Annotated in this window: 22 protein-coding genes and 1 pseudogene; 11 read left to right on the top strand and 12 right to left on the bottom strand. The window is 69.2% G+C overall.

Annotation, left to right across the window (positions count from 1 at the left end; translation table 11 throughout):
- Window positions 1–155: 155 nt before the first annotated feature.
- Both ACQPYK_RS24645 and ACQPYK_RS24640 read left to right on the top strand, forming a co-directional pair.
- On the top strand, window positions 156–1,109 hold the full coding sequence (locus tag ACQPYK_RS24645; RefSeq protein ID WP_433235064.1) for a helix-turn-helix domain-containing protein: 954 nt from the start codon (window positions 156–158) through the stop codon (window positions 1,107–1,109).
- A complete protein-coding gene (locus ACQPYK_RS24640) occupies window positions 1,106–1,339 on the top strand; it encodes a tyrosine-type recombinase/integrase (RefSeq protein WP_433235061.1) in 234 nt (77 codons plus the stop codon). Before ACQPYK_RS24645 ends, ACQPYK_RS24640 begins: the two co-directional genes overlap by 4 nt.
- Before the next feature lie 100 nt (window positions 1,340–1,439).
- On the opposite strand, the gene ACQPYK_RS24635 is transcribed toward ACQPYK_RS24640, so the two are convergent.
- Both ACQPYK_RS24635 and ACQPYK_RS24630 read right to left on the bottom strand, forming a co-directional pair.
- Window positions 1,440–2,393 carry a LysR substrate-binding domain-containing protein gene (locus ACQPYK_RS24635; protein ID WP_433235059.1) on the bottom strand — a complete coding sequence of 318 codons (954 nt, stop codon included), beginning with the start codon at window positions 2,391–2,393 and terminating at the stop codon, window positions 1,440–1,442.
- Between the two features lie 33 nt (window positions 2,394–2,426).
- Window positions 2,427–3,740: an MFS transporter gene (locus ACQPYK_RS24630; RefSeq protein WP_433235056.1), complete on the bottom strand. Its 1,314-nt coding sequence runs from the start codon at window positions 3,738–3,740 to the stop codon at window positions 2,427–2,429.
- 240 nt (window positions 3,741–3,980) lie between these two features.
- Here ACQPYK_RS24630 and ACQPYK_RS24625 point away from each other — a divergent pair, with 240 nt between their 5' ends.
- The 4 genes from ACQPYK_RS24625 to ACQPYK_RS24610 all read left to right on the top strand — a co-directional run bounded on the left by ACQPYK_RS24625 (window position 3,981) and on the right by ACQPYK_RS24610 (window position 8,058).
- Window positions 3,981–4,964, top strand: a complete 984-nt coding sequence (locus ACQPYK_RS24625; protein WP_433235054.1) for an amidohydrolase family protein — start codon at window positions 3,981–3,983, stop codon at window positions 4,962–4,964.
- Window positions 4,961–6,199 carry an alpha/beta fold hydrolase gene (locus tag ACQPYK_RS24620; protein ID WP_433235051.1) on the top strand — a complete coding sequence of 413 codons (1,239 nt, stop codon included), beginning with the start codon at window positions 4,961–4,963 and terminating at the stop codon, window positions 6,197–6,199. The genes ACQPYK_RS24625 and ACQPYK_RS24620 overlap by 4 nt, the downstream gene beginning before the upstream one ends.
- A gap of 246 nt (window positions 6,200–6,445) precedes the next feature.
- Window positions 6,446–6,808 (top strand): YciI family protein, encoded by a 363-nt coding sequence (locus tag ACQPYK_RS24615; protein ID WP_433235049.1) that lies wholly within the window; start codon window positions 6,446–6,448, stop codon window positions 6,806–6,808.
- A gap of 2 nt (window positions 6,809–6,810) precedes the next feature.
- Entirely contained in the window at window positions 6,811–8,058 is a 1,248-nt protein-coding gene (locus tag ACQPYK_RS24610) for an RNA polymerase sigma factor (protein ID WP_433235046.1), read from the top strand.
- On the opposite strand, the gene ACQPYK_RS24605 is transcribed toward ACQPYK_RS24610, so the two are convergent.
- Both ACQPYK_RS24605 and ACQPYK_RS24600 read right to left on the bottom strand, forming a co-directional pair.
- Window positions 8,018–8,821 (bottom strand): MFS transporter, encoded by an 804-nt coding sequence (locus tag ACQPYK_RS24605; protein ID WP_433235043.1) that lies wholly within the window; start codon window positions 8,819–8,821, stop codon window positions 8,018–8,020. The genes ACQPYK_RS24610 and ACQPYK_RS24605 overlap by 41 nt on opposite strands.
- 497 nt (window positions 8,822–9,318) lie before the next feature.
- Complete coding sequence (locus tag ACQPYK_RS24600) at window positions 9,319–10,869, bottom strand: hypothetical protein (protein ID WP_433235040.1); 1,551 nt, start codon at window positions 10,867–10,869, stop codon at window positions 9,319–9,321.
- A 253-nt stretch (window positions 10,870–11,122) separates the two neighbouring features.
- Between ACQPYK_RS24600 and ACQPYK_RS24595 the strand changes: the two genes are divergently transcribed.
- The 3 genes and pseudogenes from ACQPYK_RS24595 (at window position 11,123) to ACQPYK_RS24585 (ending at window position 12,732) form a co-directional block, all read left to right on the top strand.
- Window positions 11,123–11,344, top strand: coding sequence for a hypothetical protein (locus ACQPYK_RS24595; RefSeq protein ID WP_433235037.1), 222 nt, complete (start codon window positions 11,123–11,125; stop codon window positions 11,342–11,344).
- Window positions 11,345–11,374: 30 nt separating this feature from the next.
- A pseudogene (locus tag ACQPYK_RS24590) lies at window positions 11,375–11,545 on the top strand (nuclear transport factor 2 family protein); the annotation flags it as partial.
- A 14-nt stretch (window positions 11,546–11,559) separates the two neighbouring features.
- Window positions 11,560–12,732, top strand: coding sequence for a Tn3 family transposase (locus ACQPYK_RS24585; protein WP_433235035.1), 1,173 nt, complete (start codon window positions 11,560–11,562; stop codon window positions 12,730–12,732).
- Between the two features lie 1,012 nt (window positions 12,733–13,744).
- On the opposite strand, the gene ACQPYK_RS24580 is transcribed toward ACQPYK_RS24585, so the two are convergent.
- The 7 genes from ACQPYK_RS24580 to ACQPYK_RS24550 all read right to left on the bottom strand — a co-directional run bounded on the left by ACQPYK_RS24580 (window position 13,745) and on the right by ACQPYK_RS24550 (window position 22,940).
- Window positions 13,745–14,284, bottom strand: a complete 540-nt coding sequence (locus ACQPYK_RS24580; protein WP_433235033.1) for a dihydrofolate reductase family protein — start codon at window positions 14,282–14,284, stop codon at window positions 13,745–13,747.
- A gap of 127 nt (window positions 14,285–14,411) precedes the next feature.
- On the bottom strand, window positions 14,412–16,283 hold the full coding sequence (locus ACQPYK_RS24575) for a CocE/NonD family hydrolase (RefSeq protein WP_433235030.1): 1,872 nt from the start codon (window positions 16,281–16,283) through the stop codon (window positions 14,412–14,414).
- A gap of 38 nt (window positions 16,284–16,321) precedes the next feature.
- Window positions 16,322–16,729 (bottom strand): hypothetical protein, encoded by a 408-nt coding sequence (locus ACQPYK_RS24570; protein ID WP_433235027.1) that lies wholly within the window; start codon window positions 16,727–16,729, stop codon window positions 16,322–16,324.
- 104 nt (window positions 16,730–16,833) lie between these two features.
- Entirely contained in the window at window positions 16,834–18,312 is a 1,479-nt protein-coding gene (locus tag ACQPYK_RS24565; protein WP_433235024.1) for an MFS transporter, read from the bottom strand.
- A 57-nt stretch (window positions 18,313–18,369) separates the two neighbouring features.
- Window positions 18,370–18,876, bottom strand: coding sequence for a hypothetical protein (locus tag ACQPYK_RS24560; protein ID WP_433235021.1), 507 nt, complete (start codon window positions 18,874–18,876; stop codon window positions 18,370–18,372).
- A 182-nt stretch (window positions 18,877–19,058) separates the two neighbouring features.
- On the bottom strand, window positions 19,059–21,413 hold the full coding sequence (locus ACQPYK_RS24555; RefSeq protein ID WP_433235018.1) for an ATP-binding protein: 2,355 nt from the start codon (window positions 21,411–21,413) through the stop codon (window positions 19,059–19,061).
- 303 nt (window positions 21,414–21,716) lie between these two features.
- A complete protein-coding gene (locus tag ACQPYK_RS24550; protein WP_433235001.1) occupies window positions 21,717–22,940 on the bottom strand; it encodes an IS110 family transposase in 1,224 nt (407 codons plus the stop codon).
- Between the two features lie 392 nt (window positions 22,941–23,332).
- Here ACQPYK_RS24550 and ACQPYK_RS24545 point away from each other — a divergent pair, with 392 nt between their 5' ends.
- Window positions 23,333–23,728, top strand: coding sequence for a DUF4158 domain-containing protein (locus ACQPYK_RS24545; RefSeq protein WP_433235016.1), 396 nt, complete (start codon window positions 23,333–23,335; stop codon window positions 23,726–23,728).
- Between the two features lie 160 nt (window positions 23,729–23,888).
- On the opposite strand, the gene ACQPYK_RS24540 is transcribed toward ACQPYK_RS24545, so the two are convergent.
- Window positions 23,889–25,139 (bottom strand): MFS transporter, encoded by a 1,251-nt coding sequence (locus tag ACQPYK_RS24540; RefSeq protein WP_433235013.1) that lies wholly within the window; start codon window positions 25,137–25,139, stop codon window positions 23,889–23,891.
- Window positions 25,140–25,198: 59 nt separating this feature from the next.
- Between ACQPYK_RS24540 and ACQPYK_RS24535 the strand changes: the two genes are divergently transcribed.
- The gene (locus tag ACQPYK_RS24535) at window positions 25,199–26,182 is read left to right on the top strand and encodes a helix-turn-helix domain-containing protein (RefSeq protein WP_433235010.1); all 984 of its coding nucleotides are present in this window, start codon (window positions 25,199–25,201) and stop codon (window positions 26,180–26,182) included.
- The last annotated feature ends 123 nt before the right edge of the window (window positions 26,183–26,305 follow it).

The following is a 26,305-nucleotide window of genomic DNA, read 5'->3' as shown; positions in this document are numbered from 1 at the left end:
GTCAACGAAAAATCTCCAATGATGTGCTCAAATTCTGGGCTTTCATGCCGATCGTTGCAACAGCCTTGTTGATAAATGCAATTCATATCGACAGCCGTTGCAATGTACTGTTGGTGAACGCACCCGTGAACCCGAACCGACAGGAGGGCGAGCCGATGCCTGGAGGCAGGCTGACCCACGAGGATCGGCGGCAGATCGCGATCTGGCTGGCCGAAGGGCTGGGATACGCCGAGATCGCCCGGCGGCTGGGCAGACCCACATCCACGATCAGCCGCGAAGTGGCACGCAACAGCGCGCCCAGCGGTTACCTGGCCGACCGCGCCCAGCAGGTCGCCGGGCAGCGCGCCCGCCGCCGCAGACCGGTTCAGGCCACGGAGCCACCGGCCGACGGGCGGCCGACCGAGTCCGTGCGCGGTTTCGTGGAGCAGTTCGCGACGCTGCTGGTCGGGACCGGCCTTCCCCGGATGCCCGCTCGCGTGTTCGTCTGCCTGCTCACCTCCGACTCCGGGAGCCTGACGTCCGCCAAACTCGTACGCCAGCTACAAGTGAGCCCGGCTTCGGTGTCCAAGGCCATCGGCTACCTCGAATCGATCGAAGTGGTCGGACGCAGTCAGGATCCAGGCGGGCGCCGCGAGCGGTACGTGATCGACGACGACGTCTGGCTCCGCGCCTGGAGGGCCGACACTGGGGCGCACGCCGAGGTCGCGGCGGCCGCGCGGCGCGGAACGCACATCTTCGGCTCCGACACTCCCGCCGGGACCCGGCTGCGCGAGATGGGCCGGTTCTTCGCCCGCATCAGCGACCACATGGACGACAGCGGAATCACCCACGCCGCCGTGGCCGACGCGATGACGATGATCGCCGCGCTCGTGCACGCCGCCCGGCCGCTCACCGCGGACGACCTCGCCACGGCACTGGACTGGCCCATTAAGCGGACGGCCGATGCCCTGGACGCGATCAGCCGTCGTCCGATCCTCTCCGACCCCCTCACCGTGGAGCGGCTCGGGCGCGGCACATACACCATCGCCCCGAGGCCGGACCGTCTGAGCTCCGTGCAACGCGACGCACTGATCGTCAGTCCGCGCTCGACCCGAGGGACTCGAAAATGACGAAGCCGGATGGACGTCGCAACCGCGATCCCTCCGGCCACACCGACGACCCCACCACCGAGCACGTCCTGCGCCACACGCTCGCCACCACACTGGTCCGCGGCAAGACCGACCTCGTCCTGGTCGCCGAGATCCTCGGCCACGCCCGCCTGAAAACCACCCGCCGGTACGGCCTGCCCTCCGACAAGGACAAGGAAGACGCCCTCAAACTGATCACGATCGACCGCTGATCGCGGGTTCTACCTGCGAAAACCGCACTCAAGATCGACCCATGGCCGGTTTTCCCCGTATCTCGGCTGGACCCGCTTACGCGGCCGCCGACATGGCGGGTCACCTGCCCTCGCCGGAGCCGGCGAGCAGCTCCGGCCGGAGCCTTTCGGCCTGCTGCCGCAGGTGAGCGAGCATGGACTTGCCCGCCGGGGTGAGCGCGCGGGTCTCGGGCAGCGTGACGCCGACCGAGCGCCGCACGGACGGGAGCGACACCGGCAACTCCACCAGCCGGCTGTCGGTGCTGACGAACAGCGCCGGAAGAGCGGCGACCATATCGGTTTCGAGGAGCAGGGAGCGGATCGTCAGAATGGACGTGCATTCGACCCGGTCGTCGGGCAGTGACAGCCCCTGGCGATGAAACACCTGCTCCAGCTCCTGCCTCAGCGAGGTCTGCTCGAGCGGGAGGATCCACGGATAGCCGAGCAGTTCCGGCAGCGTGCGCACCTGCTCGGCGGGATGGCCGGCGCGGGCCACCAGCAGGACGGGCTCGTTGTAGAGGGGGATCTGGCGCAGGCCCGGCCGATCCTCGATCGGGTTGAGCCGGCCCAGGATCAGGTCGGTCTCCCCGTCGACCAGCCGGGGGACGAGCGAGTCGAAGGTGCCTTCCCGAACGATCACGGTGATGCCCGGGCGGTCGGCCTTGAGCGAGGCGATGGACCGGGGCAGCAGCACGTTGGTGGCGGTCAGCAGGGTGCCGACGGTGACGGTGCCGGCCTCGCCGTCGGCGAGGCCGGCGATCCGGTCGCCGGCCCTGCGTAGTTCCGCCTGCACGGCCCGCGCGTGCTCGATGAAGGCCTCACCGAAGAGGGTGGGAGTGACGCCGCGAGGCCCGCGCGAGAAAAGTTCCACCCCGAGGATCCGCTCCACCTCTCGCAGCCCCCGCGTCGCGGCCGGCTGCGCCAGATGGAGATGCTCGGCGGCACGCAGGACGCTGCCCTGCTCGGCGATGGTCGTCACGAGTACCAGGTGCCTGAGCTTGAGCCGGCCGCTCAGCAGATCCAGAGGGCGAGACATCACAGAAGTAGTATATGAACGGAGATTTATAGCTTATTTCGCTATATCAACCGGGGTGGAGGGGAGATCCCCCAGGCGCTCGGCGTCGTTACGCGGAATCACCAGGGCCGCGACCAGGCTGATGACGGCCACGGCGGTCAGGTACCCGGTGATGGACAGCGAGGTCCCGGTCGCGGCATAAAGTGCCGCCGCGACCAGCGGTGTGATGCCGCCGCCCAGCATCGCGGCCAGCTGGTAGGCGACGGAGGTGCCGGAATACCTGATGGCCACGGGGAAGAAGCTCGCCGTGAGCGTGCCCTGGGGCGCATGGGTCATCGACAGCACGGCGCCCATCACCACCATGAACACCGCGACGAGGACCGGGTCGCCCGTGTCGACGACAGGGAAGATCGCCACGGCTCCCGCCAGCAGGACCACCGAACCCCACACGAAGACCGCCCGCAGGCCCAGCCGGTCGCCGAGGTGCGCCCACAGCGGTGCGGTGATCAGCCACATGGCGGCGCCGCCGATCACGCAGGTCAGCAGGAAGGTGCGCGACAAGCCCGCGGCCACCGCGCCGTAGCTGAGGATGTAGACCATGAAGACGTAGGCGAGCGCGCTGTTGGCGATGATCACTGTGATCGTGTGGAGGACCTGCCGCCAGTGGTCGCGCAGCACCACCGCGATCGGCAGTTTCACCGGCCGGCGGCGCTCGACGAGGTTCTCGTAGTCCGGGCTCTCCTCGATGCGCAGCCGCAGGTACAGCCCGACCGCCACCAGCACGATGCTGAGCAGGAACGGCACCCGCCAGCCCCAGGACATGAAACTCTCCTCGCCGAGCAGCGAGGAGGTGCCGAGAAAGACGAGGTTGGCGCAGAGCATGCCCGCCGGCGTGCCCATCATGGGGAAGGCGCCGAAGAGGGCGCGGCGGCCCTTCGGCGCGTGCTCCATGGTCAGCACCACGGCCCCGCCCAGCTCGCCGCCGAGACCGATGCCCTGGGCGATGCGCATCACGATGAGCAGGACGGCGGCCCACACGCCGATGCTCGAGTGGCTCGGGAGCAGTCCGATCAGCGTGGTTCCGATTCCCATGATCAGCAGGGAGACCACGAGAGTGTTCCGGCGCCCGATGCGGTCGCCGAAATGGCCGAAGACGATGCCGCCGAGCGGGCGGGCGAGGAATCCCACGGCCATGGTGCCGAACGCCGCGATGGAGCCCGCGACCGGATCCATCGCCGGGAAGAACTGCTTGTTGAAGACGAGCGCGGCGGCCGTGCCGTACAGGAAGAAGTCGTACCACTCAATGGTCGTGCCGATGAAGGCGGCCCATGAGACGCGGCGTGCGGCTTGGCGGGTGTCTGTGCTCATCACCTGTACCTTCCGATCGGGGGGTACAGGTGAGGATGCACGCTGATGATATGCCAAGACGAATACCGATCCGTGCCTGAGATATACCGGAATCGACATATGACAGAAAACACATACCAGGGATGCAAGACGGCATTGGACTGTTATCCCTGCGCCTCCGCACAATTACGGCCATGAAACCCGCCCGCTACGAGGAACGGCCGGAGCACCTGCGGCCGACGATCAGATGACGGTGATCGAATGACGGTGATCGACGTCCACGCGCACGTCTTCCCGCGCATCTCCCGTGAGGAGAGCCGGATCCTCGCCGGCGCGGGCGAGCCCTGGTTGCGCGACGGCATGATGATGAGCGGCGATGACGACTACCGCCCGGTCACCCCCGAACTGTGGGACGCCGAGGCCCGCCTTTCGGCGATGGATCGCACCGGGGTGGACGTGCAGGCGATCTCCTCCACGCCGCTGCTGTTCGGCTACTCGGCGGACGCGGAACGCGCAGCCGACTGGTGCGAGATGATCAACGATCGCATCCTCGCCCACTGCGCCCACGACCCCGCCCGCCTGCTGCCTCTGTGCCAGGTCCCGCTGCAGGACCTCGCTCTGGCCACCGCCACGGTCACCAAGGCGAAGGCCGCGGGCCACCGGGGAGTGCACATCGGCAACCACGTCGGTCAGCGCAACCTCGACGACCCGCACATCATCGAGTTCCTGGCTCACTGCGCCCGCGAGGACATGCCGGTGCTGGTGCATCCGTGGGACATGCTCGCCGCCGACCGCATGGCCGGGTACATGCTGCCGTGGCTGGTCGGCATGGCGGCGGAGACCCAGCTGGGCATCCTGTCGCTGATGCTCTCCGGCGCGTTCGAGAAGCTGCCCGCGTCCCTGCGCCTCTGCTTCTGTCACGGAGGGGGCAGCTTCGCCTTCCTCCTCGGCCGCGCGGACAACGCCTGGCACAACCGTGACATCGTCCGGAAGGACTCGCCCAAACCCCCCTCGGCCTACACCGACCGTTTCTACGTCGACTCGGCGGTGTTCGACCCGCGGGCGCTGCGCCTGCTCGTCGAGGTGATGGGCGTCGAGCGGGTCATGCTCGGCACCGACTTCCCCTTCCCGCTGGGTGAGCAGGAACCGGGCGCGGTCGTCCGCGACCACCCGGACCTCGGAGAGGCCGGCCGGGCCGCCGTTCTCGGCGGCAACGCGGCCCGATTCCTGGGGCTGGGCACGTGACCCTCACGCGCACGAGCCTGGGAACGCTGCGCGGCGTCCGCTCAGCTGGGGTCTCCGCGTTCAAAGGAGTGCGATACGCCGCTCCCGCCGGCCGGTTCACCGCCCCCTCCCCCGCTCTCTCATGGCAGGGCGTCGAGGACGCGGTCGCGGCGGGCGCCCCGGCCCCGCAACGGCCGGGGCGGATGAGATGGGTGCCCGGGCTCGAGATCGACCCCGTGACGGGACGGGAGGACTGCCTGTTCCTCAACATCTGGACACCGTCGTGCGAAGGACGGCATCCGGTGCTGGTGTTCCTGCACGGCGGCGCGTTCGTGTTCGGCTCCGGCGCGCAGCAGATGTACGACGGAGCCGCACTCGCCCGCGATCACGGGCTCGTCGTCGTGACCGTGAACTACCGGTTCGGCCTGTTCGGATTCTGGTACGGCGACGCCGTACCGGCCAATATCGCCCTGCGTGATCAGATCGCCGCGCTGGAGTGGGTGCGCGACCACATCACGGCGTTCGGTGGAGATCCCGCCGAAGTGACTCTGGGCGGCCATTCGGCGGGCGGCACCAGCGTCCTTGCCCTGCTCCCCCGTGCACCCGACCTGTTCGCGCGGGCCGTGGCGATGAGCCCGGTGCCGTACGGCTTCGCCACTCACGACGAGGCGAGCGCCTGGACCGCGGCGGCACGCGGCGCGCTCGGCGCGGATCCGTTCGAGGCCCCGCTCACAGATCTGCTGGCCGCCGAGGACGCGGCGGTCCGGTCCACGCCATCGGTGGGCGGGCTGCTGCCGGTCGCCCCCGTCGTCGACGGTGACCTGCTGGCCGCCCATCCCCTGGACGCGATCCGCTCGGGAGCCGTCACACCGGTACCGCTCCTGGTGACGACGACGGCCGAGGAGACGCGGTTGTTCGCCGCGATCGGTGCGGGAGACCTCGACACGTCAGAGATCTTCCAGCGCCCGGCGAAGGAGATCGTCCGGACCCACCGCGGTCCCGCACGACACCTGGTCTGCTCCCATCGCTCGCCCATGAGCCACGGTGGGATCGCGCTCGGCGCCTGCCATCTCGTGGATGTGCCCCTCTACTTCGGCAACCACGGCGGCCGCCTGACCGGTTCGGGACCCGAGGTCGCGGCGTTGGCGGGCTCGATGACCGAGGAGTTCGCCCGGTTCTGCCGCGGTGGGGAGACGGCGGAACGAGCAGGACCGGGATCGCGATCGTCGGCTCGGGAAACCTCGGCGCGGGCTTGACGGTCGAAGCGATCGGGTCGTCGCAGCGCGCCGGTCACCGGTGAGACCCGGCGTACCCCTCCGCGGGTGGAGGACGGGATCGTAGTAGATTGGCCGATTGTGCCGCTTGGGCGTTCGACCCCGCCATCAGCGGTGCGGAAGAAAAGTCGAAGAAGCTCGTCGCCGGATGTCGATGCCGTGCCTCCCGCCCCGACCAATGGGTGACGACGCGCCGACGGGGCACGTGGAACCGGGAGGACACCCGAGATGAAGTACGTAGCGATGATCTACGGCAACCAGGCCAAGTGGGACTCCTTCCCGGCCGAGGCGTGGCCCGAGGCCATCGCCAAGCAGGAGGCGTTCAACAGGAAGTACCGCGAGAGCGGAGAGCTTCTGGGCGCCTACGGCCTGGCGGACGCGGCCAGCGCCCAGCTCGTGCGCCGCAAGGACGGCGCTCCGGCGGTCACCGACGGCCCCTACCTGGAGACCAAGGAATACCTCGCCAGCTTCTACCTGCTCGACTGCGAGAGCGAGGAACGCGCGCAGCAGATCGCGGCGGACATGCCCTTCGCCGACGTGGAGCCGGTCGAGCTGTGGCCGGTTCTGCACGAGTCCGTGGCGGACGTGTGAGCGTGGACCGCGAAGTCGAGGACCTGCTGCGCGAACTGGCGCCGCAGGTCCTCGGCACCCTGGTCCGCCGGTACGGCGTCTTCGACGCGTGTGAGGACGCCGTTCAGGAGGCACTGCTCGCCGCCGCGCTGCAGTGGCCGGCCGAGGGACTGCCGGACAACCCGAGGGGCTGGCTGGTCACCGTCGCCTCCCGCAAGCTGGTGGATCAGGTGCGCAGCGAGCAGGCACGCCGGCGTCGCGAGGACCGTATCGCCCTGGCCACTCCGCAGGCGGCACTGCTCAGCCATGCCGCCGACGTCGAACCGGGCACGGATCGCGACGACTCCCTCGCGCTGCTGTTCCTGTGCTGCCATCCCGCGCTCTCCGAACCCAGCCGGATCGCGCTGACGTTGCGCGCGGTCGGCGGACTGACCACCGCCCAGATCGCCGCGGCCTTCCTGGTTCCGGAGGCGACCATGGCCCAGCGCATCAGCCGGGCCAAGCAGGCCGTCAAGGCCTCCGGCGCGCCGCTGCGCATGCCGGAGGCGGCCGATCACGCCAAGCGACTGGGCGCGGTACTGCACGTGCTGTACCTGATCTTCAACGAGGGGTACACCACCACCGACGGCGCCGACCTGACCGCGCCGACGCTGTCGGGTGAGGCGATCCGGCTCACCCGTCTGCTGCACCGGCTGTTGCCGGACGACGGCGAGGTGGCGGGGCTGCTGGCGTTGATGCTGCTCACCGACGCGCGCCGACCCGCACGCACCGGGGACGAGGGCAGCCTGGTGCCGCTGGCCGAGCAGGACCGCGGCCGGTGGGAGCGCCGGCTCATCATCGAGGGAATCGACCTGATCAGCCGGACCCTGCCCCGGGGAGAGGTCGGCCCCTACCAACTGCAGGCGGCCATCGCCGCGATCCACGACGAGGCCGAGCACGTCGACGCCACGGACTGGCCGCAGATCCTCGCGCTGTACGAGCTGCTGGAACTGCTCGCGCCGAACCCGATGGTCACCCTCAACCGGGCGGTCGCCGTCGCCATGGTGCACGGTCCCGCAGCCGGACTCGACCTGGTCTCGACGCTGGAATCCGACAGGCGCATGGCGCGCCACCACCGTCTGCTCGCCACCCGAGCCCATCTTCTGGAGATGCTCGGGGAGCTCGACGCCGCGGCGGACGCCTACCGCGAGGCCGCTCGCCGCACCGCCAGCGCACCGGAGCGGCGCCACCTCACCTCCCGAGGAGCGCGACTCGCCTCCAGGCGGAACTGAACAGCGACCACTCACGGGAGCAGACCGCGTACGCCGGAAGGGGCAGCGGGGCGCGCTGGTGCTGCGGTATCACCGGGCGGCTTGAAAACGGCTTTCGGTTGGTGAGCACCTTGAACTGGACGGCCATCAGCCCGTCCAGGACGGTCAGGGTCAGATACGGAATGTCCCTCAGCGCGATCCACCGTGGCCCGTTGCCCGCCGGTACCGGCGGGGTGGGCGCGAGGAAGGCGGTGATCGCCGCCGCGCCGAGGATGAGCGCCGTGTAGGCGGGACGGGTGCCGACCTGGATCGCCCATCCCGCCGGAAGAGTTCCGAGAGAGATGCCGAGGTTGCTCACCGAGCGCAGGTAGCCGCGGAATTCCTGCGGGCGGTCCGGGCTGTGGTGGGCGATCAGCGGCCCCCGCGCGGCCAGGCCCGTGGTGGAGGCGCACGCGCTCGCACACGCCGCGACGAGGAACCCCCAGAACTCGGTGGTCATGGCGAACGCGGCCGTCGCCAGTGCCCCGCACAGCAGGGCGGCGAGATAGAGGCCGCGTCCCCCGATCCGATCCGCCAGGTGGCCGCTGGGTGGACCGGCCGCCAGCGATAGCAGCCCCGCGATGCTGAGGGCGACGCCGACCTGCCCGGCGGGCAGGTGGACGACCTGCGTGAAATACAGCACCCCGGCGGTCAGGTAGGCGCCTCTGCCGACGGCGTTGACGAACGTGGCTGCGGCGAGGACGCGCTGGGGCCCGGTTCGCGGAATCCAGGAGCTCGGCCTCATACGCGAGGTCGGTGCCCGAGGAGGTGGCGCGCGACGCCATCGAAAGGGCCGCGGGCGCGCGACATCCGCCAGTTGTCGGGGTGCCGGCTCTTCCATCGCAAACGGCGGAGTCTCGCCAGGTGGGGACGGTGGTACGCCTGCCGGTGCACGGCGCCGATCCGATCGACTCCGACGGGCAGGGCGGATCCGGTGGCGAGTAAGTCGACATGCGAACATTATTGCATCTAGTTTGCAACTGCGAAAAATATGCAACAAAATCCGTGATCGACCCGTTGCGCGATGGCATAAGCCCGTTCCTCGACGTCTCCACAGTTCAGCGAGTTAGAGCTACAGTCGAGCCGCACAGTGCGCGCATGCTGGGGCAAGGGCCGTTTCGGCGGTGCCCGACCTGAGCGCGGTGGTGTACTCGACCATCTGGTCGTGCCGCCGGGTGATCTCGTCCTGGCGGGGCGGGAAACGGATCGTCTCCCGCCCCGGGGGGAAACCGTACGGACTCCTCAGAAGACCGGGATCAGGTCAGGACCGACGATGTGTCCCTGGTGGGGCTCGGGGCTGTTCTGGTCGTGCCGGAAGTGCCCGGCGTACCAGACGACGACGTTGACGCCGCTGACGCTCTCTCCGTTGACGAAACGGTTCAGCATCGCCCGATTGTCAGTGCCGGGGTTACCGTCGTACAGCTCGGCCGGGTGGTGGCGCAGGAACCACAGGTCGCCGATGCCGTAGGGGTCGGCGGTGTTGTCGTGCTCGCCGGGATGGATCTGGTAGCCCCGGCCGCTGGTCTTGTCGGTTACCCGCCAGAAGCGGGCAGGGTGACGCCGCTTGCGCATGACCTCCTGCACGATGGGCACCGGCTCGGGGATGGTCGAGCCGGTGTCGTCGAACTGCTCGATGACGTCGTTGGCCGCGCCTTCGACGTCGAAGTCGAAACGCCAGTAGACGTGGTGGCGGTGTCGCATGCAGGTGCGCGGGTTGCGCACCCCGGCGAAGCCGAAGCGCGGCTTGATCGTGCCGTCGTCGGTCAGGCGCCACTCCGATACGTAGCGGTACCAGCCGGCGGCCAGCTCGCTGACGATCCGCAGTTCGCCGTCGGCGTAGTGGAAGGCCACCCCCTGGAAGTCGCCCGCGTCGTTGTCGGGCCGTTCCAGGATGGTCCTGGGGGGACCGGTGCAGATCCGCCAGCCCCAGCCCACCGGGTCGGTGCCGGTGGCCGAGAAGCGGGTCTCCTGGTTCTGCCAGTCGCGGAAGGTGACGCCGTCCTCCTCGTACTGGACGTTGAGAATCGGCACATGTGCCTGGCGCAGCACGATCCTGCCGCGGTAGCGCACCTGTCGCAGCTCCACTCCCGAGCCGTCACCCGGGTTGCCGGGCGCCGACGCGCGGGGCCGTACGACGATCATGTTCCACAACTCGGTGTCGCCGTCGAGCACGCGCAGCCGCACCTGGTCCGGGCCGCCCCGGTCGCGCAGGCTCTCCACCCCCTCGGGCAGGTGCGCCTCGCAGTCGCCCGGGTGCATCGCGACGGAGACACCGGACGGTGACCAGTCCACGCTGCCCGCGGCCACGTCGACGGCGACGATCCGATGCCTGACCTGGCCGGAAGGGTCGTAGACGCCGAGGGTGGGACGGCGGGTGGTGGTGCCGTCGGGGTTCTCCAGATCGGCCAGCGGCGGCATCGGCTGGTAGATCAGCACATCGTCCCTGGCGGGGAAGCGCTCGTCGGCCCGCAGAACCGCCGCCGCCTCACGAAGCTCCTGCGCCCGCGGGGTGGGGCGGTAGGAGCTGGGCAGGACCCGCGCCTCCTCGGGCCGGTCCAGGGTGCCACGCAGCTCGACCCCCCGGTTGGAGAGCGGGTCGAAGACGTTCGCCCGGAACTGCGCCTGCCCGTCCGGGTCGTGCCCGAGTGCCGTCGCGGCCCCCAGGATCAGCCCCTGGGCGTCGGCGACCTCCAGGTGCGTGAGCACGGCGGGGTGTGCCCCCGCCACCTCCCGCACTCGTTCGGCCGAGAGTCCCGGCCGCTCTACCGCCTCGATGATCACACGTACGGTCATGTGTCTCCCCGTCACAGCTCCGCTGTCCGACGCCGCCCCCGACGTCTTTCCGGCGCACCTTTGTCCTACCGCCCTGTTTCGACGCCGGGAAGAGCCGGAATGTTCGAGCTTGGCTGCGGTAGGGCGAGGTGGCCTTCGCGATGACGCGGCCTGCGCGGCGGTACGGCGATGACGTGACCCGACGCGTATCAGGGAAACCGGCCAGGTTACCTATTCATGGCAGATGCCCCGCCCTCCAGCTTTCCGTAACGTCATGATCGGCGGCGGGATCCCGAACACCCGCGGCTTCCGGCAGCGTTTCGGCGCCGCCGGACGACATCGGCCAACCATTCCGTACGGCTCCCACCAGCGGCCGGAAACACCTGTGAAGGACGACATGACCACCCGTGCCACCGTTGAAGAACTCCTCCGCCGGATCGGCGAAGGCGATCCCGACAAGATCGCCGAACTGTACGCGGAGCAGGTCGACTGGTAGGTCGACTGGCCGGTCGTCCCCTTCGAGGGGGTGCCCTGGATTCGCCCCCGGTCGACCCGTGCCGACGTCGTGGACCACCACCGCACGCTGTCGGCGCACTGCGTGCCCGGACAGGGGTCGGCGTCGGTGACGGCCATCGTCGCCGAGGGGGCGGACGCCGTGGTGATGGGAGAGACCTCGCAGACGGTGAAGTCCACCGGCAAGAGGTTCGCCATATGGTTCGCGCTACACCTCACCGTGGAGGACGGCTTGATCACCCGGCCCTGGTCCGCAAGCCATCCGGCGCGGCCGCGGCGATCGAACAGGCCAAGCAGGAGCTCCACCAGGCGCTGGCGGATCTGGAGGCGACGCTGGCCGACAGCTCGCCCGGCGATGTCGGGGCGGTGCGGCTGGATGAGGAGGGCCGCCTGGTCATCCCGCCGCTGTCAGCCGAAGATGTTCCGGCCGAGGCCAAGGAGCTGCGCGGCGAGCTGGCGAACATGCTGCCATTCGTGCCGATCTCGGCTCTGCTGATCGAGTTGGACGGCCGCACCGGCTTCCTGGACGCCTTCACCCCCGCCGGTGGGCACAAGACCAGCCGCTCCACCGACCTCAAACGCAACCTCCTGGCAGTGCTGCTGGCGGGCGGCACGAACCTCGGGCTCACCCGGATGGCCGAGGCCTGCGGCGTCTCCTACGACGTCCTGGCTTGGATCCAGGAGTGGTACTTGCGCGAGGACACCCTCCGGGAGGCCAACAACCGGATCGTCAACCACCACCACGGACTGGACCTGTCGCAGGTGTTCGGCGGCGGCACCATGTCCTCCTCCGATGGTCAGCGCATCCGCGACCTGGGGAAGATCACCCTGGTGCGGGACGACACCCCGACCGCCACCTGCGCCCGTTACCCGCGCGCCGGTCCGCTGCTGGGCGCGCGGTGGAACGAGGACCTGGTCGCCGGCTGCTGGGACGACCTGCTGCGCGTGGCTGGCTCCCTGAAGTACGGGCAGACCACCGCCTCCCTGATCGTCGGGAAATGGTCGGCCGCCTCCCGCCAGAACATTCCGGCTGCGGCGTTGAAGGAGTGGGGGACGCTGCGCCGCACCATCCACGCCGTCCGCTACCTGTCCGATCCGGTCTACCGTCGCAAGATCTCCCGCCAGCTCAACAAGGGCGAGAGCCTCCACGCTCTACGCCGCGACCTGCACTACGCCCAGCAGGGGACCATCACCCGCCGCCCCCATCACCAAGACCAGACCGAACAGGCATGGTGCCTCACCCTGCTCACCAATGCCGTCGTCGCCTGGACTACCGAGTACTACTCCCGCGCCGTCCTCGAACTCCGCGCCCAAGGCCGCGACGTCCCCGACGAACTCCTCTCGCACGTGTCGCCTGCTGGATTCAGGTAACCGTGAAGCCGCGAGCCACTGCGGCCAAGCGGCGACCACCCCGGACAGTCGAAGCCCCGAACCGGGTGACCGGGAAGCGACACCGGGGCCCAGCTATGCTCCCTCGACTGTCGCCCACAGCGGGATGGTGCTGCGCTGGTTCTACGACCTGCACCGCAATGCCGGATCAGGGCCGCTGCTCAACCCGTTCCCGCTGGACCAGCGGACAGACCGCCCCCTGCCCATGGCTCCGCGCTCGATCCCGGAGATGTGGTCAACACGCTGTTCGCGGCGCTTCCGTCGAACCGCGATCGAGCATTGATCGCGTTCAGGGGACGCCGAAGACGCCCTTCAGGACACCATGCTGGCCGCCTGGTAAGGGCTGGCCGGGTTTCCAGGGCCGCGCCTCGATCCGCACCTGGCTCTACCGGATCGCCACCAACCGGTGCCTCAGCACGCTTCGCTCAGCCGGCCGACGTCCCGCCAAGGAGTGGGACAGCTCCAGGCTCGAGCTGCCCGAGCCGACCCGACTCGGCGAAGCCGTCTAGCTCGAGTCCTTCCCAGACGCCCTCCTCAAGGGGTCATCGATGTGCCGCTCGGCCCTGAGGCCTGCTACGAGCAGTTCGAATCCATCTCCCTGGTGACCGACGATTCCTTCAGCTCCATGCCGCCACTCTCTCTCGAATACCACGGCCGCGACGCCGTGGCCGCCCTGTGCGCCTGCATCTTCCGTGCCGGCCCGGGCTTCGACCTCGTCCCCACCCGAGCCGACGGACAGCCGGCGTTCGGCGCCTATCTGCGCATGTCCACCGGCATCCGCCGCGGGACGGGCCTGCTCCTGCTCACCTCAGAGGTGACCACATCTGCGGCATCACCCGCCTCAACAGCTACGTCCGGCACATCGTGGCTTGGTTGGAACACGCCAGCGATCGCGATACCTGACCTCGCCCACCACTGTCGGCAGGTTTCTCTACCCCAGGCACTCCGGGCCCGCGGCGATGCCGCGGGCCCGGAGCACCCTAGTCGCCGCTGATCAGGCCGGCTGGTAGGTCAGGTCGAGCACGCCGGTGTCGAAGGTGACCGATCGGGTGAGGACGAGCGGCACCTGGGTGGGGCCGTCCGGGAACAGGCGGCGGCCGGTGCCCACCACGATGGGGTGGACCAGCAGCCGCATCTCGTCGACGAGTCCTGCCCGCAGCAGCGTCTGGGTCAGGGTGATGCTGCCGGTGACGGTGATGTTCTTGCCGGGCTGCTCCTTCAGCTCCTTCACCGCGGTGACGACATCGCCGTCGATCACGGCCGAATTCTGCCAACCGGCCTCCTTGAGGGTGGTGGAGGCCACCAGCTTGCGGATGCCGTTGAGCTGATCGGCCATCTCGTCGTTCTGCTCCGGCCAGACGGCGGCGAAGGACTCGTACGTCACCCGGCCCAGCAGCAGGGTGTCAGCCTCGGCCATCATCTCGCCGTACGCGGCGCCCATCTCGTCGTTGAAGTAGGGGAAGTTCCACTCCTCGGGCGCCTCCACGACGCCGTTGAGCGAGATGAACTGCCCAACCGTAAGTTTGCGGCTCATGTGTGTCTCCTTGAGAGGTTTCTTCTGGTGATGCCGCGCCGGCTGGGAGCCCGCGCGGCGCCCTGCCGTGGGAGGTGCTTGGCACGTTCCCATCGCAGGGACGTCTGGTAGGCGGTGCCGCGGTTAGCTAGCTTCCGCTGGACGTACCGGCGACCAGCGGCAGCGACACCGAGGTGCCGGCCAGGTCGACGGTGACCTTGGTCCCGGTGCCGGTTTCGGCGTTGCCGAGGTCGGCGTTGGTGCCGGTCAGCACCAGGCCCAGCCGGTGTCCGGCCTTGAACTCGTAGTCCTGCGGCAGCATCGACCAGGTGAGCTGGTACGGCCTGCCCGGCCGCAGCGGCGTCTGGCGGCTCAGTGACGTGCGGTTCTGCGCGTCCATGATTCCGCGGGTGACCACGTGAAAGCCGGAGGTCATCGTGTTGTCGACGGCCTTGCGGTAGCAGCCGTCGTCGTCGGCCGTGCCCTGGCCGATGCAGTCCTTGGCGTCGAGGAACTTGAAGCCGTACGCGCGGTCCGGATTCGCGCCGATCTCGCTGTAGTTGATGCGGGTGTCGGTGCCGTAGTCGACGAGCAGGACGCCCAGGTTGGCGGTCGGCTTGTCCAGCTTGAGGCGCAGGCTCACCGACGGGGTACCCGACAGCCGTGTCGCGCTCTTCAGCGGCGCCGTCAGGAAGGCCAGCCGGTCGGAGTTGACGGTGCCCGGGTTGTCGGCCACGGCGTTCTCGCTCTGGGCGGTGTCGAGGTAGCCGCCGGTCCCGGTCGAGGGCGTGCGGCCCAGCGAGCCGTCCTGCCGCGGCCGCAGGGTCGTCGTCCGCGTGCGTGCCGGCCAGTCGGCCTGGGTGATCCAGCGGTCCGGGCCGAGCTGCACGTCGGCGCGCGGCCGGCGCATGATGTCGTTGTCCACGCCCATCAGTTCGTGGTCGAACCACTGGTGCAGGGTGTTGACCCATACCTCGCGGCGGGCCCAGAACGGGTCGAGGTGCCCGTACTGGGTCACCCACGCCTTGCGCTGCACCCCGCGGGGCAGCTTGGCCCACCACTCGGAGAACTGGTTGCCCATCACGTTGCGGTCCTGCATCCCCATCACCGAGAAGACGCTGGCGTGGACGTTACGCACGTTCGAGATCGGTCCGGTCCGGTAGTCGAGGTCGTGCCAGTAGGCGTTGTAGTTGCCGGTGGCGTCGTCGGAGCCCTCGGTCATGCGCTGGTGCGCCGCCGCGCATTTGGCGTCCGGGTCCTCATCGATCCACTTGGCCATGTACTCCTGGCCGCCCGTGAAGTCGGTCAGGGTGCCGTTGGCGCGCCACATGTCGTACCAGCTGCTGGGGCCCGCGAGCGGCACGATCGTCTCCAGCCCTTGCACCCCGGTGCCGGCCACGCCGATGGCCAGCCCTCCCTCATAGGAGTGGCCGATCATCCCGGTACGGCCGGTGCTCCAGGTGGCCTTGACCGGGGCGCCGTTGTCGTCGTAGGCGTTCGCCCGGCCGTTCAGCCAGTCGATGACCGCCTTGCCTCCCAGCACATCGGAGGGGCCGCCGGTGGTCGGGCAGCCGTCGGACAACCTCGTGCCGATCATGTCGACGGACACGTACGCGTACCCGCGCGGCACGAAGTAGTTGTCGTAGAACAGCGGGAACTTCGTCAGGTTCCCCTGCGCGTCGTACGTCTTGTGCTCCACCTCGAAGCCGGCGCCGGGCTGGTCGAAATACGGGCTCTGATGCATGATCACCGGGACCTTGAGCCCGGAGTCGCTCTCCTTCGGCCGGATGATGTCCACCCGGACCAGGTCCTTCTTGCCGTCGCCGTCGCTGTCGACCGGCGACTGCACCCGGACGTGCTCGCGGACGGCGTCGGCATAGGAGAAGACGGGCTGGGTGACCCCGCCGGAGACGTCGATCTTCGGCTCCGCCGTCGCGGAGGCGGCGGGAGTAGCGGTGAGCAGGAGCGGGGTCGCGAGTGCGGCTACGGCGAGGAGCCCTAGCCGTCGTGATCTGGACAACTTCGTTCCTTTTATGTCGTTGTGGGAGATCGTTGCCGTCAGGCGGCGTCGAGGGCTGCGGTGATCTTGCGGGTCATCTCGGCCAGAGCGGGGCTGGACGGGCCCTGGTGGGTCCGGGCGGCTGCATCGATGGCGAGGATGACAGCGGCGCGGAAGTTGTCGGCCTCTTCCGGGGCCTGGTGCTTGAGCAGGCTCATGGCCGCGGTCAGGGCGGGCAGTGTCTGGTCGGCGAGTGCGGCCGCTGACTTGGCGTCCAGCTTGATGTCCTTGGTCTTGTCGGCCAGGACGTGCCCGATCGGGCCGGTGGCCGAGGCCAGGGTGATGGAGCCGGTGGTGGCGATCTTGGTGGGGGAACCGGCGGCGCCGGCGGCGGCCATCAATGAGACGGCGCCGTAGGCGGCGGTCCGCAGGGTGGCCTTGTCCTGGTCGGTCAGGGTGATGGACATGGTTATGTGCTCCCTGGGGATCTGTTGTCGCAATGCGGTGTTGCTTGTGCTCAGAGCATCGCCAGCCGCTCTGATACGGGGTCGTCGCCGGGCTGACGCGGCGCCTAGGCGTTGACGAGAGTCAATGGCTCGCCGGCGGCGTGCGCGCCCGCCTTGCGACCGCGGCCGCGTAGCAGGAGCAGAGCCAGTACGGCGGCGCCGAGCACACCCGCCATGGCGCCGGTGAAGGCGGTGGACATGGCCGCGTCGTAGGCCTGGCGGGCGGCGGCGGCCAGGGACGGGTCGGTGACGGCTGCGGCGACCGAGCGGCGGGCCTCAGGCGATGCGGTGGTCGGCATGGCGGAGGTGTAGCTGCTGGTGGCCAGGCTGCCCAGGATGGCCACACCGAGCGCGGCGCCGGCCTGCTGGATGGTGTCGTTCAGCGCCGAGCCGACCCCGGCTTGTTCGGTGGGGACGGCGCTCATCAGCGCGGCGATCGCCGAGGGCCCGGCCAGACCACTACCGGCGCCCAGCACAACCTGGGCGATGGCCAGCATCGTGAAGCTGCCGGAGGTGGAGAAGGCGAGTACGGCGAAGCCGGCGGCCATCACGATCATGCCGAGGACCGCGGTGGTGCGGTTGCCGAGCTTGGCGCCCAGCCCGGCGCCGATGCCGTTGAAGACGATCGAGGCGATGAACATGGGGATGAAGGCGAGCCCGGCCTGGGTGGGGGTGTAGCCGAGGACGAACTGCATGTACTGGGTCAGCACCAGCAGCATGCCGCCGCTGCCGATCTGGACCAGGGTCAGCGAGAGGCTGCCACCGGCGAAGTCGCGGTCGCGGAAGAGGCGGAGCGGAACCATCGGGTGCTCGGTGCGCAATTCCCACCAGACGAAGGCAGCCAGGGCGACGACGGCGACGATCAGCGGGGTCCAGGCGATGCCGTGCGCGAGCTCGTTGATCGTCCACACCAGCGCAGCCATGCCGATCATGGACAGGACGGCGCCGACCGGGTCGGGCCTGCTCGCGGTGCCCTTGGACTCGGGCATGAGCGTCAGGGCGGCCACGATGGCCAGGGCGGCGATCGGGACGTTGATCCAGAAGACCGCTTCCCAGCCGAAGGAGGCGATCAGCGCGCCACCGGCGACGGGGCCGCCGATCAGGCCGAGCACGGCGAAGGCGGCTCCGGCGGCCATCGCCTTGCGTCGTTCCGCCTCGTCGGGGAAGACGACCATCAGGATCGACAGGGTGTTGGGCATGATCATCGCGCCGCTGACGCCCATCGCGAAGCGAGCGGCGATCAACTGGCCGGGGTCGGTGGCGAAGGTGGCCAGCGCCGAGGCGGCGCCGAACAGCGCCAGGCCGATGACCATGAGCCTGCGCCTGCCGTACCGGTCGGACAGGGATCCGGCGGTGAGCACCAGGCCCGCGAAGACCAGCATGTAGGACTCCAGGATCCACTGGATGTCCTGCGCGGTCGTGCCCAGATCGGCGGCCAGCGAGGGGACGGCGACCGTGAGCGCCATATTGTCGATGACCAGCACCATCGTGCTCAGGCACAGCACGATCAGGATCAGCCATCGGCGGGGATTGCGGGCTCCCATCGGTTTTCCTTTCAGCGCGCACGGTGTATGCACCGGGTGTTCTTGAAAAAGAGGGGTTCAGTGATGCGTGGCCCGGACGACCGTTGGGTCACCCGTGGGACGGCCGAGGCGGTCGCCGATGACGTGCAGCACCCGCTCGAGCCCACTCCACAGCCGCGGTTCCATGTCTCCGGGCGTGGGGAATCGATCGTGGCCGGGCAGCACGGTGTGCACGCGGTGCGAGACCCTGGTGATGCCGTCCGCGGCCGGTGCCACCGTGTGCACGCCGCCGTACCAGCTCTGGACGGCGATGGCTCGAAGATCTGGATCAACCGCGATGTCCATGTGACCGTCCGTCCCGGCGACCACGGCCAGGTAGGAGCCCGTGAGGTCACCGGCGAGCACGCTCATCGCCCCGCGTCGTGCGGCGGACATGCCCGCCAGGACGAGCAGGTTGTCGTCTCCCACCCGGCCGGGCCGGACGCTCAGCAGCAGGTCGGTGACCGCGTCGGCAGGCGCGTTGACCGTGCCGGCCACCTCCCATCGGATGGGAAGCGCGGTCAGCGCGGAGAGCAGGGATTTCATCGGTGTCGCCTTCCGGAGGGGTGTGGATGCCGGTCACGTTGTCGAGACTGGCACTCACACCGTCACCCCCGGGTGGGCGACGGCCTCCCGATGGGACAGAAGTTCCTCGCGCAACCCGCTGACCTGCGGCTATGCGACGGCTTTCCGCTGTCCCAGATGCGTCCCAGGCGGGACATCGCCCCTTACCCGTCCGCCGGATCCGCTCCCGGTTCGAGATCCATGGCGGTGAGCACGCGGCGGGCCTGGGCCTCCAGATGCCGAAGCCCGAGAGCCGTGGTCAGGTCGAAGGCGTGGCGCAGATGGCGCGCGGCCTCACCGCGATCCCCGGCCGCCAGACAGGTCTCGCCGTACGGGAGGAGAATCGGGGCGGCGCGCAGCCGTTCACCGGTCTCGTCGATGATCCGCAGGGCTTGCGCGTGATGATCCAGTGCCTCCACGACCCGGCCCAGCGCGCGGGCGGCCGTCGCGACGTCGGTCAGGCTCAGCGCCTCCGCGATCCGGTGACCCGTCGCCCTGGTGGAGGCAAGGGCCGTACGGAAGAGCTCCATGGCGGCCGCGGCGTCACCCACGCCGAGGGCCGCCGCGCCGAGCACGCGCAACCCCATCGTCTCCAGATGCAGGTCGCCGATGTCACGAGCGATCCTGACCGCCTTGGTGGCGGCCTCGCGCGCTGCGGCGAACCGGCCGAGTTCCGCCAGTGCGTGACCGATCCGCGCGTGCGTCACCACATGGCTCTGCGTGGAGGTTCCTGCTGGTAGAAGATCGGCGGCCTGCCGTAGAAGGTCGATGGCATCCTGGAAGGATCCGTCGTCCATCTGCCGTTCGGCGAGCCGCTGCAGCGCCATCACCTCCCCGACGTCGTCTCCGGCCTGCGCCATGAGCACCCGAGACACCCGGTAGTCTGCGCTCGCCTCGACGGCGCGGCCCGAGAACTGCCGGGCGATGCCGCGCCGGTAGGTCAGCCAGGCCGCCGCCCGCCGGTCGCCCAGGCGTTCGGCGGCGGGGATCGCGGCGTCCAGCACGCGGCCCCATCGCTCCATGCCGCCGCGTCTGCTGAAGTAGACGCCCATGACCTGAGCCAGCCCGGCCGTCGCCGTGTCGAGGCCGAGCTCCACCGCCAGCTCGAACGCCATGGCGATGTCGGGCACCTCCGCATCCAGCCAGGCCAGAGCCTCGTCGTGACCGACCAAGACCGGAAGAGCCGTAGGCGGATGCGACACCGTGATCGGCGACCCGGCCGTCTCCTGGGACATCGCGGCGTCCGCGGCGAGCAGGCCGCTCAGGTAGTAGTCGAGCAGCCGCGCGATCGCCGGACCCCGGTCCGGCGATGCCTCGGCCACAGCCACCTGCCGCAGCAGGTCGTGCATCCGATAGCGGCCGGCCGTGTACTCCTGCAGCAGGTGCACGTCCACCAGATCCTCCAGCAGGGACCGCGCGTTGCCCAGCGGGATGTCGGCCAGCGCCGCCGCGGCCCAGGCGTCCACACCCTCGCCCGGCACCAGTCCCAGCAGTTGGAACATGCGCCGCTGCGCGGCGTCGAGCTGCCTGAGGGACATCGCGAGGACGTTCGAGACGTCCAGTTCCCCGCTGCACAGGCGCTCGGCGAGAGCGGCGACCGTCCAAGCGGGCCGGTGCCGCAGCCGGGCCGCCGCGACCTGGATGGCCAGCGGCAGGTAGCCGCACAACCGGAGCACCTCCGCCGCCGCCTCGGAGTCACCCGGCGATCTCGCACCGCCCGAGGCGGTCACGAACAGCTCGGCCGCGTCCGCTGCCGGTAGAACGTCGAGCGAGATCGGAAGGACGGTGTCCAACTCCACCATCCGCCGGCGGCTCGTCACCACGGCCAGGCTCGTCCCCGCGCCAGGAAGGAGCGGCCGGACCTGGTCCGCGTCTGTGGCGTTGTCGAGGACGATCACGGCCCGGCGTCGCGCCAGCTCCGATCTCCACAGCGCGGCCCGTTCCGCCATGGTCGTGGGGATGCGAGCCGGAGCCACGCCGAGCGCGGACAGCAGCACCCGCAGCGCCTCGGCAGGCTCGACCGGCTCACGACCGGGGGTGAATCCGTGCAGGTCGACGTAATGCTGTCCATCGGGAAAGTCGGCGGCCAGCCGATGGGCGGCACGCACGGCCAGAGCGGTCTTGCCCACACCCGCCATGCCGTCGATCGCCACCATCCGATGCGTGCGGGCGGCCTCCAGAAGCGCCGCCAGCTCGTCCGTCCGGCCGGTGAAATCACTGACGTCGTACGGCAGGTCGTTGCGTCCCGCCAGGACCGCCGGAACCGCCGGGGGCGGGGCGGACTCCCGAGACTTCGCGGGCGCGCGCTTGGCACGTTCCCACAACGGCCGCAGCGGCCGGGGGTCACGGCCCGCCACCTGGCACAGCCCGACCACCACCGGCCACGGCGGTACCGACTGTCCCGACAGATACCGGGACAGCGAAGAGCTGCTCACATGGATGGCACGTTCGAGCTCGCGCAGACTACGCCCGGACGCCTCCCGCACCTGCCGCAGATGCTCCGCCAGCTCGTCGCTCACCAGTTCCGACTCTCTTCAGAAGTGCACTTCGAACGACAAAGCTACACATAGCGGAATATCGGGTCCAATTCCGCAACGCCCGCCCAGTGGCGGTTGCGCCGCCGAGAGAGCAAGGAGGCCCGCGCATGAAGGCGATCATCATCGGCTGCGTGCGGGTCGGCGCAGCGCTGGCCGACCGGCTGAGCGTCGACGGGCACGACATCAGCGTCGTGGACCGCAACCCGAAAGCGCGCCGGCTCCTGCCCCGTTCCTACTTGGGGGGCAGACCAAGTACGCCGGAAAGACATCCCAGGAGTTTTGATGTCAAGCAGCAAGTTCCGCTTGATGTGACCAGGCGGTCACCTCGTCGTAGAGGGTGCCGGTCTTGAGACAGCCGTGCAGGATGCCGACGAGCCGGTTGGCGACCTGGCGAAGGGCGGCGTTGTAGTCGGCGTCGCGGGCGCGTTGCTTGTCGTAGTAGGCGCGTGCGCCGGGCGAGACGCTGATCGCTGTGGACGCCTGGGCGATGAGCGCGTCGATGAGCCGATCATTATGGACAAACCGGGCGATGACGACCTTCTTCTTGCCGGAGGCCCGGGTAATGGGGCTGGTGCCGGCGTAGTTCTTGCGAGCCTTGGCGCAGGCATAGCGGTTGGGGTCGTCGCCGAACTCCGCGAGCACCCGGGCACCGAGGATCGCTCCCAGGCCGGGCTGGGAGAGGATGATCTCAGCGGCCGGGTGCCGGCCAAAATGGGCCTCGACCTCCTTGCGCATGGCCGTGATCTGCTCGTTCAGTGTCAGCAAGACAGCGGTCAGGGCACGTATCGAGGCCGCGTAGGCAGCGGTGAGCGCAGGAGGCTGACCCAGGTGCCGGGTTCGCAGGGCGGCCTGGATCTGTACGGCTTTGTCGGCCACGTTATGGCGGCGAGCCCGCTTGAGCACCGCGCTGATCTGCCCGATGGTCAGCTTCGCCGCCGATGCCGGATCCGGTGCCTTGGCCAGCAGCTCCAGCGTGTCCGGCGCGTCCAGGTCCCCGAACGCCGTCAGAGCGGCGGGGAAGTAGTCCCGCAGCGCGTGCCGCAGCCGCTGGGTTTGCCGGACGCGTTCCCAGATCAGCGTCTTGTGCATCCGGGTCACGACCTTGACCGCCTCGGCCTGGTCGCTGTCTCCCGCGATGGGGCGCAGCTGGTGGGAGTCGGTGCGGACCATGTCGGCGAGCATGTGCGCGTCCGCGGCATCGCTCTTGGCGCCCGACACGCCCAGCCGTTCCCGATAGCGGGCCGCTTGCAGCGGGTTCACCGCCAGCACCGTGTATCCGGCGGCCACCAGCGCCCGCACCCACGGACCCCGGTCGGTCTCGATCCCGACCACGACCTCGACATCCTCCTCAGCGAGGTCACCCACCTGCTCGGCGATCATCGCGTGCAGCCGGGCCATCCCCGCCACGCCCTCCGGCAGCCGCGCCTTGGCCAACCGCCGCCCCGAAGCGTCCATCACCTCGACATCATGATGCGCCTCGGCCCAGTCATCTCCCACGAACAGTCGCAACGTCTCTCCCGTCCCCGATACCGCTGGTCAGCAGCCTGCGGGAGAACCATCAGCGACCTAATGAAGCAGTGCTCACGCCTTGATCAGGCGGGCACGACATCCCAGCAGTGATCAACTCTCCCGGCCGACCGGCAGGGGCACGATCTTTCCGCAGGACTCGAAGTCCAGGGGCAATAAGTGCTCACCTGCCGGCGGCTACCAGGCACCGAGTCTGCCGGACGGCGACTCGCTAACACTCATTAGGGGCAACGGGCTGGTCGGAGCCTGTACTGAAGCCTGATGTGTGACCGTCTGCGCTGGTTTGGTTGCGGTTTGGTGAACGGCGGGCGGGTGTTGATCATCTGCCGTTACGGTGGGCGGGTTTTGGAGGTGTTCAGCCGGAAAGGGCTCGCGTGACGTCGATCGAGCGGACCGCCTACCCGCAGTTCAAGCGCCTGACCTCGGCGCGGGTGTTGCACGTGTTTTTCACCCCGACCGCCGAGGAGAGCGCCTGGGCCCAGGAGCGGACAAGCAGTCCGCAGGCGCTGTTCGCACTGGTGCTGGCGCTGAAGTGCTTTCAGAAGATGGCACGCTTCCCTAACGCCTTGGACCTGATGGACGTGGTGCGCACCCTGGTGGCCGAGGGCTGGCCCATCACCGCCGAAGAGCTCGGCGCGCTGTCGTCCTACCTGCGCGCCCACATCAGCCGGTTCGGCGCGTACGCCACCGACGAGATCGGTGTGCAGCCTGCGGCGTTCAACCCTGAGCTCAAGGAGGTCGACTTCACAGTTCTTAATTTGGCCGCCTGAATCGGGGTGCCGTTAAGAAGTGCGTTGTGAGCCGCCACACTTGGCCTGACCTGGATTTTCGGCGGCGGCGGAAGGTAGCCACTAGGAAGCCTACGGTAGACCGTCGATAGAGGTTACGTCTGGACGGCCCGCTCGGGCAGGACCTCCTTCGGTGACTGGCTCAGGGACGTGGTTGTGGGCTGTAGCCGTCGGTGCGGGCATGGTCGTCTTGAGCGTGTGGCAATCGGCGCACGGCGGCGGAGGCCAGAGGGAGAACGGCCGCCGCGGCGTAGATGATGCCGGCGGTCGCGGCCACCTGGAAGTCGCCGAACCTGTGGGCGAGCAGTCCCACGCCGAGTTGGCCGATGGGGATCGCGATATAGGACAGCAGGTCGTCGTAGGACGAGACGCGCGAGAGTATGTGTGCGGGAATATGCTCCTGCAGTGACGTTTCCCAGCTGACGGCGGCGACTGAGGAGCCCAGTCCGGCGACGAAGGCGACCGCGATCAGCCAGGGGGCGTGCAGGTGCGCACCGAGTGCGAGCAGGGGGAGCGCGCCGAGCGCGCTCATCAGCTGGCCCAGCCGCAGTAGGTGCCTGACCACCAGCCGGTACATCAGCGCGCTCATAACCAGCATGCCGACGCCGCGGGCGCTGAGCACGAACCCCCAGGCCGCCTCGCCGCTGAGCTGCTTGGTCAGTACAGGTCCCAGGATCTGCCAGGTGCCGACCTGAACCAGGTTGACCACGCAGAAGCACAGGGACACCGTCCACACCCAGCGGATGCGGCGGAACTCGGTCCAGCCGTCGCGGATGTCGGCCAGCATCCTGGAGGAGGGCCGCGGCGAGGTCGGAGCCGCGGTGAGGGACAGGCGGGCAAGGCACCCCACGGCGAGGAGGTAGGTCAGTGCGTCGAAGGCGATGGCGGGGCCGCCGCCGGCGGCGGCAACCGCGATCCCAGACAGGCTCGGTCCGAGGATCTTCGTGGAGTTTCTCACCGATCCCAGCAGGGCGTTCGCCTGCCGTATCCGGTCCCCGGAGACAAGCTGAGGCACGATGCCGCGCAGGGCCGGCGTGGTGAACGCGGCGAGAACGCCGTTGAGGAACCCCAGGGCGGCCACCGGCAGCAGCGCGTACCTCCCGGTGAGCAGCAAAGCGGCGACGCTGCCCTGGGTGAGGGCTGAGCCCAGGTTGGCGGCCACTAGGACCGTCCTGCGCGGGAGACGGTCGGCCGTGGCCCCGCCCACCAGGAGAAAGGCAAGCAGCGGCACCATGTAGGCGGTCAGGACGACACCGAGGTCGCTGGTGCTGCCCGAGGCGTCCAAGACCCCGAACGCCAGCGCGACCGGCGCCATCGAACTGCCCAGCAGCGACACCGCCTGCGCGGCGAGGAACCAGCGGAAGTCGGTCTGTCGCAGGAGGGCTGAGAGCATGGGCAGGGAGTCTGCAGGAGCACCGGAGCGGACGCTATCGTTTCGGCAGGAGGCGAAAGATGATGCTGCTGCGGTTGAGCACTCTGGCCCTTTCGCGGTCCCGGTTCGCGCTGTCCCCACTCGCCGAGACGCTGGGATCGATGATGGTGCTCGGCAAGCCCTGCACCGATCCGTGGCTGGCCTCCTGGCATGCCCTCCAGGACGGCGCGTTCCGCGCCGTCCTGGAGGCGGACCCCTTCGCCGAGGGCCTGGTCAGGTTGCTGAGCTCGACCAAGTGGCTGCCGAGCTACGTTGTGATCCCGCCGACAGGTGGCATGCGCACCACTCTGGAAAGCGAGCTCGCGTCGGTCGCCCGGGCGTCCGACGAAGAGGTGCGCGCTGAGTTGGAGAAGTCGGTGGCGCACAGCTGGAAGCAGCACGACCTGGGCTGGCTGACCGGCCACGGCTGGGCGGCCCGGACCACCGACCTGCTCAAGTACGTATGGGAGGCCCATGTGGCCCCCGACTGGCCGCGCCGCCGGGCACTACTGGAACGCGACGTCACCCACCGGGCGGGGCTGCTAGCCGCCTACGGCTGGCCCCGTGCCCTGCAGCACATGAGCCGCCGCAGCGCCTGGGTCGGCGCCGACGCCATCCGCTTCAGCGACCAAGCCTTCCCGGACCGCGTCGTCGGCGACGAGGGCATGCTGTTCGTCCCGATCAGCGTGCTGAGCAGCGGCACGTGGCTGTGCGAGGCGCCCCCAGCGTCGTACGCACTGGTCTACCCGGCCCGCGGATCCGCCGACGATGCGGCGCGCATCCGGCCCGCCCGGTCGCTGGAGCGGCTGATAGGCACCGGTCGCGCGGCCATCCTCCATGAACTCGAACACCCCGCAACCAGCAGTGAACTCGCCGCACACCTCGGCCTGTCCCTCGGCACCGTCGGCGACCACCTGGCCATCCTGCGCGATGCGGACTTCGTCGTCGGCACGCGGGTCGGCCGACGCGTGGTCTACCGACGCACCGAGACCGGTCACCTGATCGCCAGCCGAAAGGAGGACTGAACAGCTCCGGCAGAAAGCAACCGGTATCACTTCCTGCTCGTGACTGCTCTTCGACGCCCACTCTCCGCCTGAGTCAACTTCAAAAAACCATGGCACCCTCAATGGGCCAACGCACCACCCGTG

Source organism: Streptosporangium sp. CA-135522, assembly GCF_050949235.1.
Taxonomy (GTDB): domain Bacteria; phylum Actinomycetota; class Actinomycetes; order Streptosporangiales; family Streptosporangiaceae; genus Streptosporangium.
This window is presented reverse-complemented; position numbering and strand designations above follow the sequence as displayed.

What these genes read in the sequence shown, in the direction of transcription:
- ACQPYK_RS24645 (WP_433235064.1), top strand. Translation starts at nt 156, where the DNA reads ATGCCTGGAGGCAGGCTGACCCACGAGGATCGGCGGCAGATCGCGATC.
- ACQPYK_RS24640 (WP_433235061.1), top strand. Translation starts at nt 1,106, where the DNA reads ATGACGAAGCCGGATGGACGTCGCAACCGCGATCCCTCCGGCCACACC.
- ACQPYK_RS24635 (WP_433235059.1), bottom strand. Translation starts at nt 2,393, where the DNA reads ATGTCTCGCCCTCTGGATCTGCTGAGCGGCCGGCTCAAGCTCAGGCAC.
- ACQPYK_RS24630 (WP_433235056.1), bottom strand. Translation starts at nt 3,740, where the DNA reads ATGAGCACAGACACCCGCCAAGCCGCACGCCGCGTCTCATGGGCCGCC.
- ACQPYK_RS24625 (WP_433235054.1), top strand. Translation starts at nt 3,981, where the DNA reads ATGACGGTGATCGACGTCCACGCGCACGTCTTCCCGCGCATCTCCCGT.
- ACQPYK_RS24615 (WP_433235049.1), top strand. Translation starts at nt 6,446, where the DNA reads ATGAAGTACGTAGCGATGATCTACGGCAACCAGGCCAAGTGGGACTCC.
- ACQPYK_RS24605 (WP_433235043.1), bottom strand. Translation starts at nt 8,821, where the DNA reads ATGAGGCCGAGCTCCTGGATTCCGCGAACCGGGCCCCAGCGCGTCCTC.
- ACQPYK_RS24600 (WP_433235040.1), bottom strand. Translation starts at nt 10,869, where the DNA reads ATGACCGTACGTGTGATCATCGAGGCGGTAGAGCGGCCGGGACTCTCG.
- ACQPYK_RS24595 (WP_433235037.1), top strand. Translation starts at nt 11,123, where the DNA reads ATGATCGGCGGCGGGATCCCGAACACCCGCGGCTTCCGGCAGCGTTTC.
- ACQPYK_RS24585 (WP_433235035.1), top strand. Translation starts at nt 11,560, where the DNA reads ATGGTTCGCGCTACACCTCACCGTGGAGGACGGCTTGATCACCCGGCC.
- ACQPYK_RS24580 (WP_433235033.1), bottom strand. Translation starts at nt 14,284, where the DNA reads ATGAGCCGCAAACTTACGGTTGGGCAGTTCATCTCGCTCAACGGCGTC.
- ACQPYK_RS24570 (WP_433235027.1), bottom strand. Translation starts at nt 16,729, where the DNA reads ATGTCCATCACCCTGACCGACCAGGACAAGGCCACCCTGCGGACCGCC.
- ACQPYK_RS24565 (WP_433235024.1), bottom strand. Translation starts at nt 18,312, where the DNA reads ATGGGAGCCCGCAATCCCCGCCGATGGCTGATCCTGATCGTGCTGTGC.
- ACQPYK_RS24560 (WP_433235021.1), bottom strand. Translation starts at nt 18,876, where the DNA reads ATGAAATCCCTGCTCTCCGCGCTGACCGCGCTTCCCATCCGATGGGAG.
- ACQPYK_RS24540 (WP_433235013.1), bottom strand. Translation starts at nt 25,139, where the DNA reads ATGCTCTCAGCCCTCCTGCGACAGACCGACTTCCGCTGGTTCCTCGCC.
- ACQPYK_RS24535 (WP_433235010.1), top strand. Translation starts at nt 25,199, where the DNA reads ATGATGCTGCTGCGGTTGAGCACTCTGGCCCTTTCGCGGTCCCGGTTC.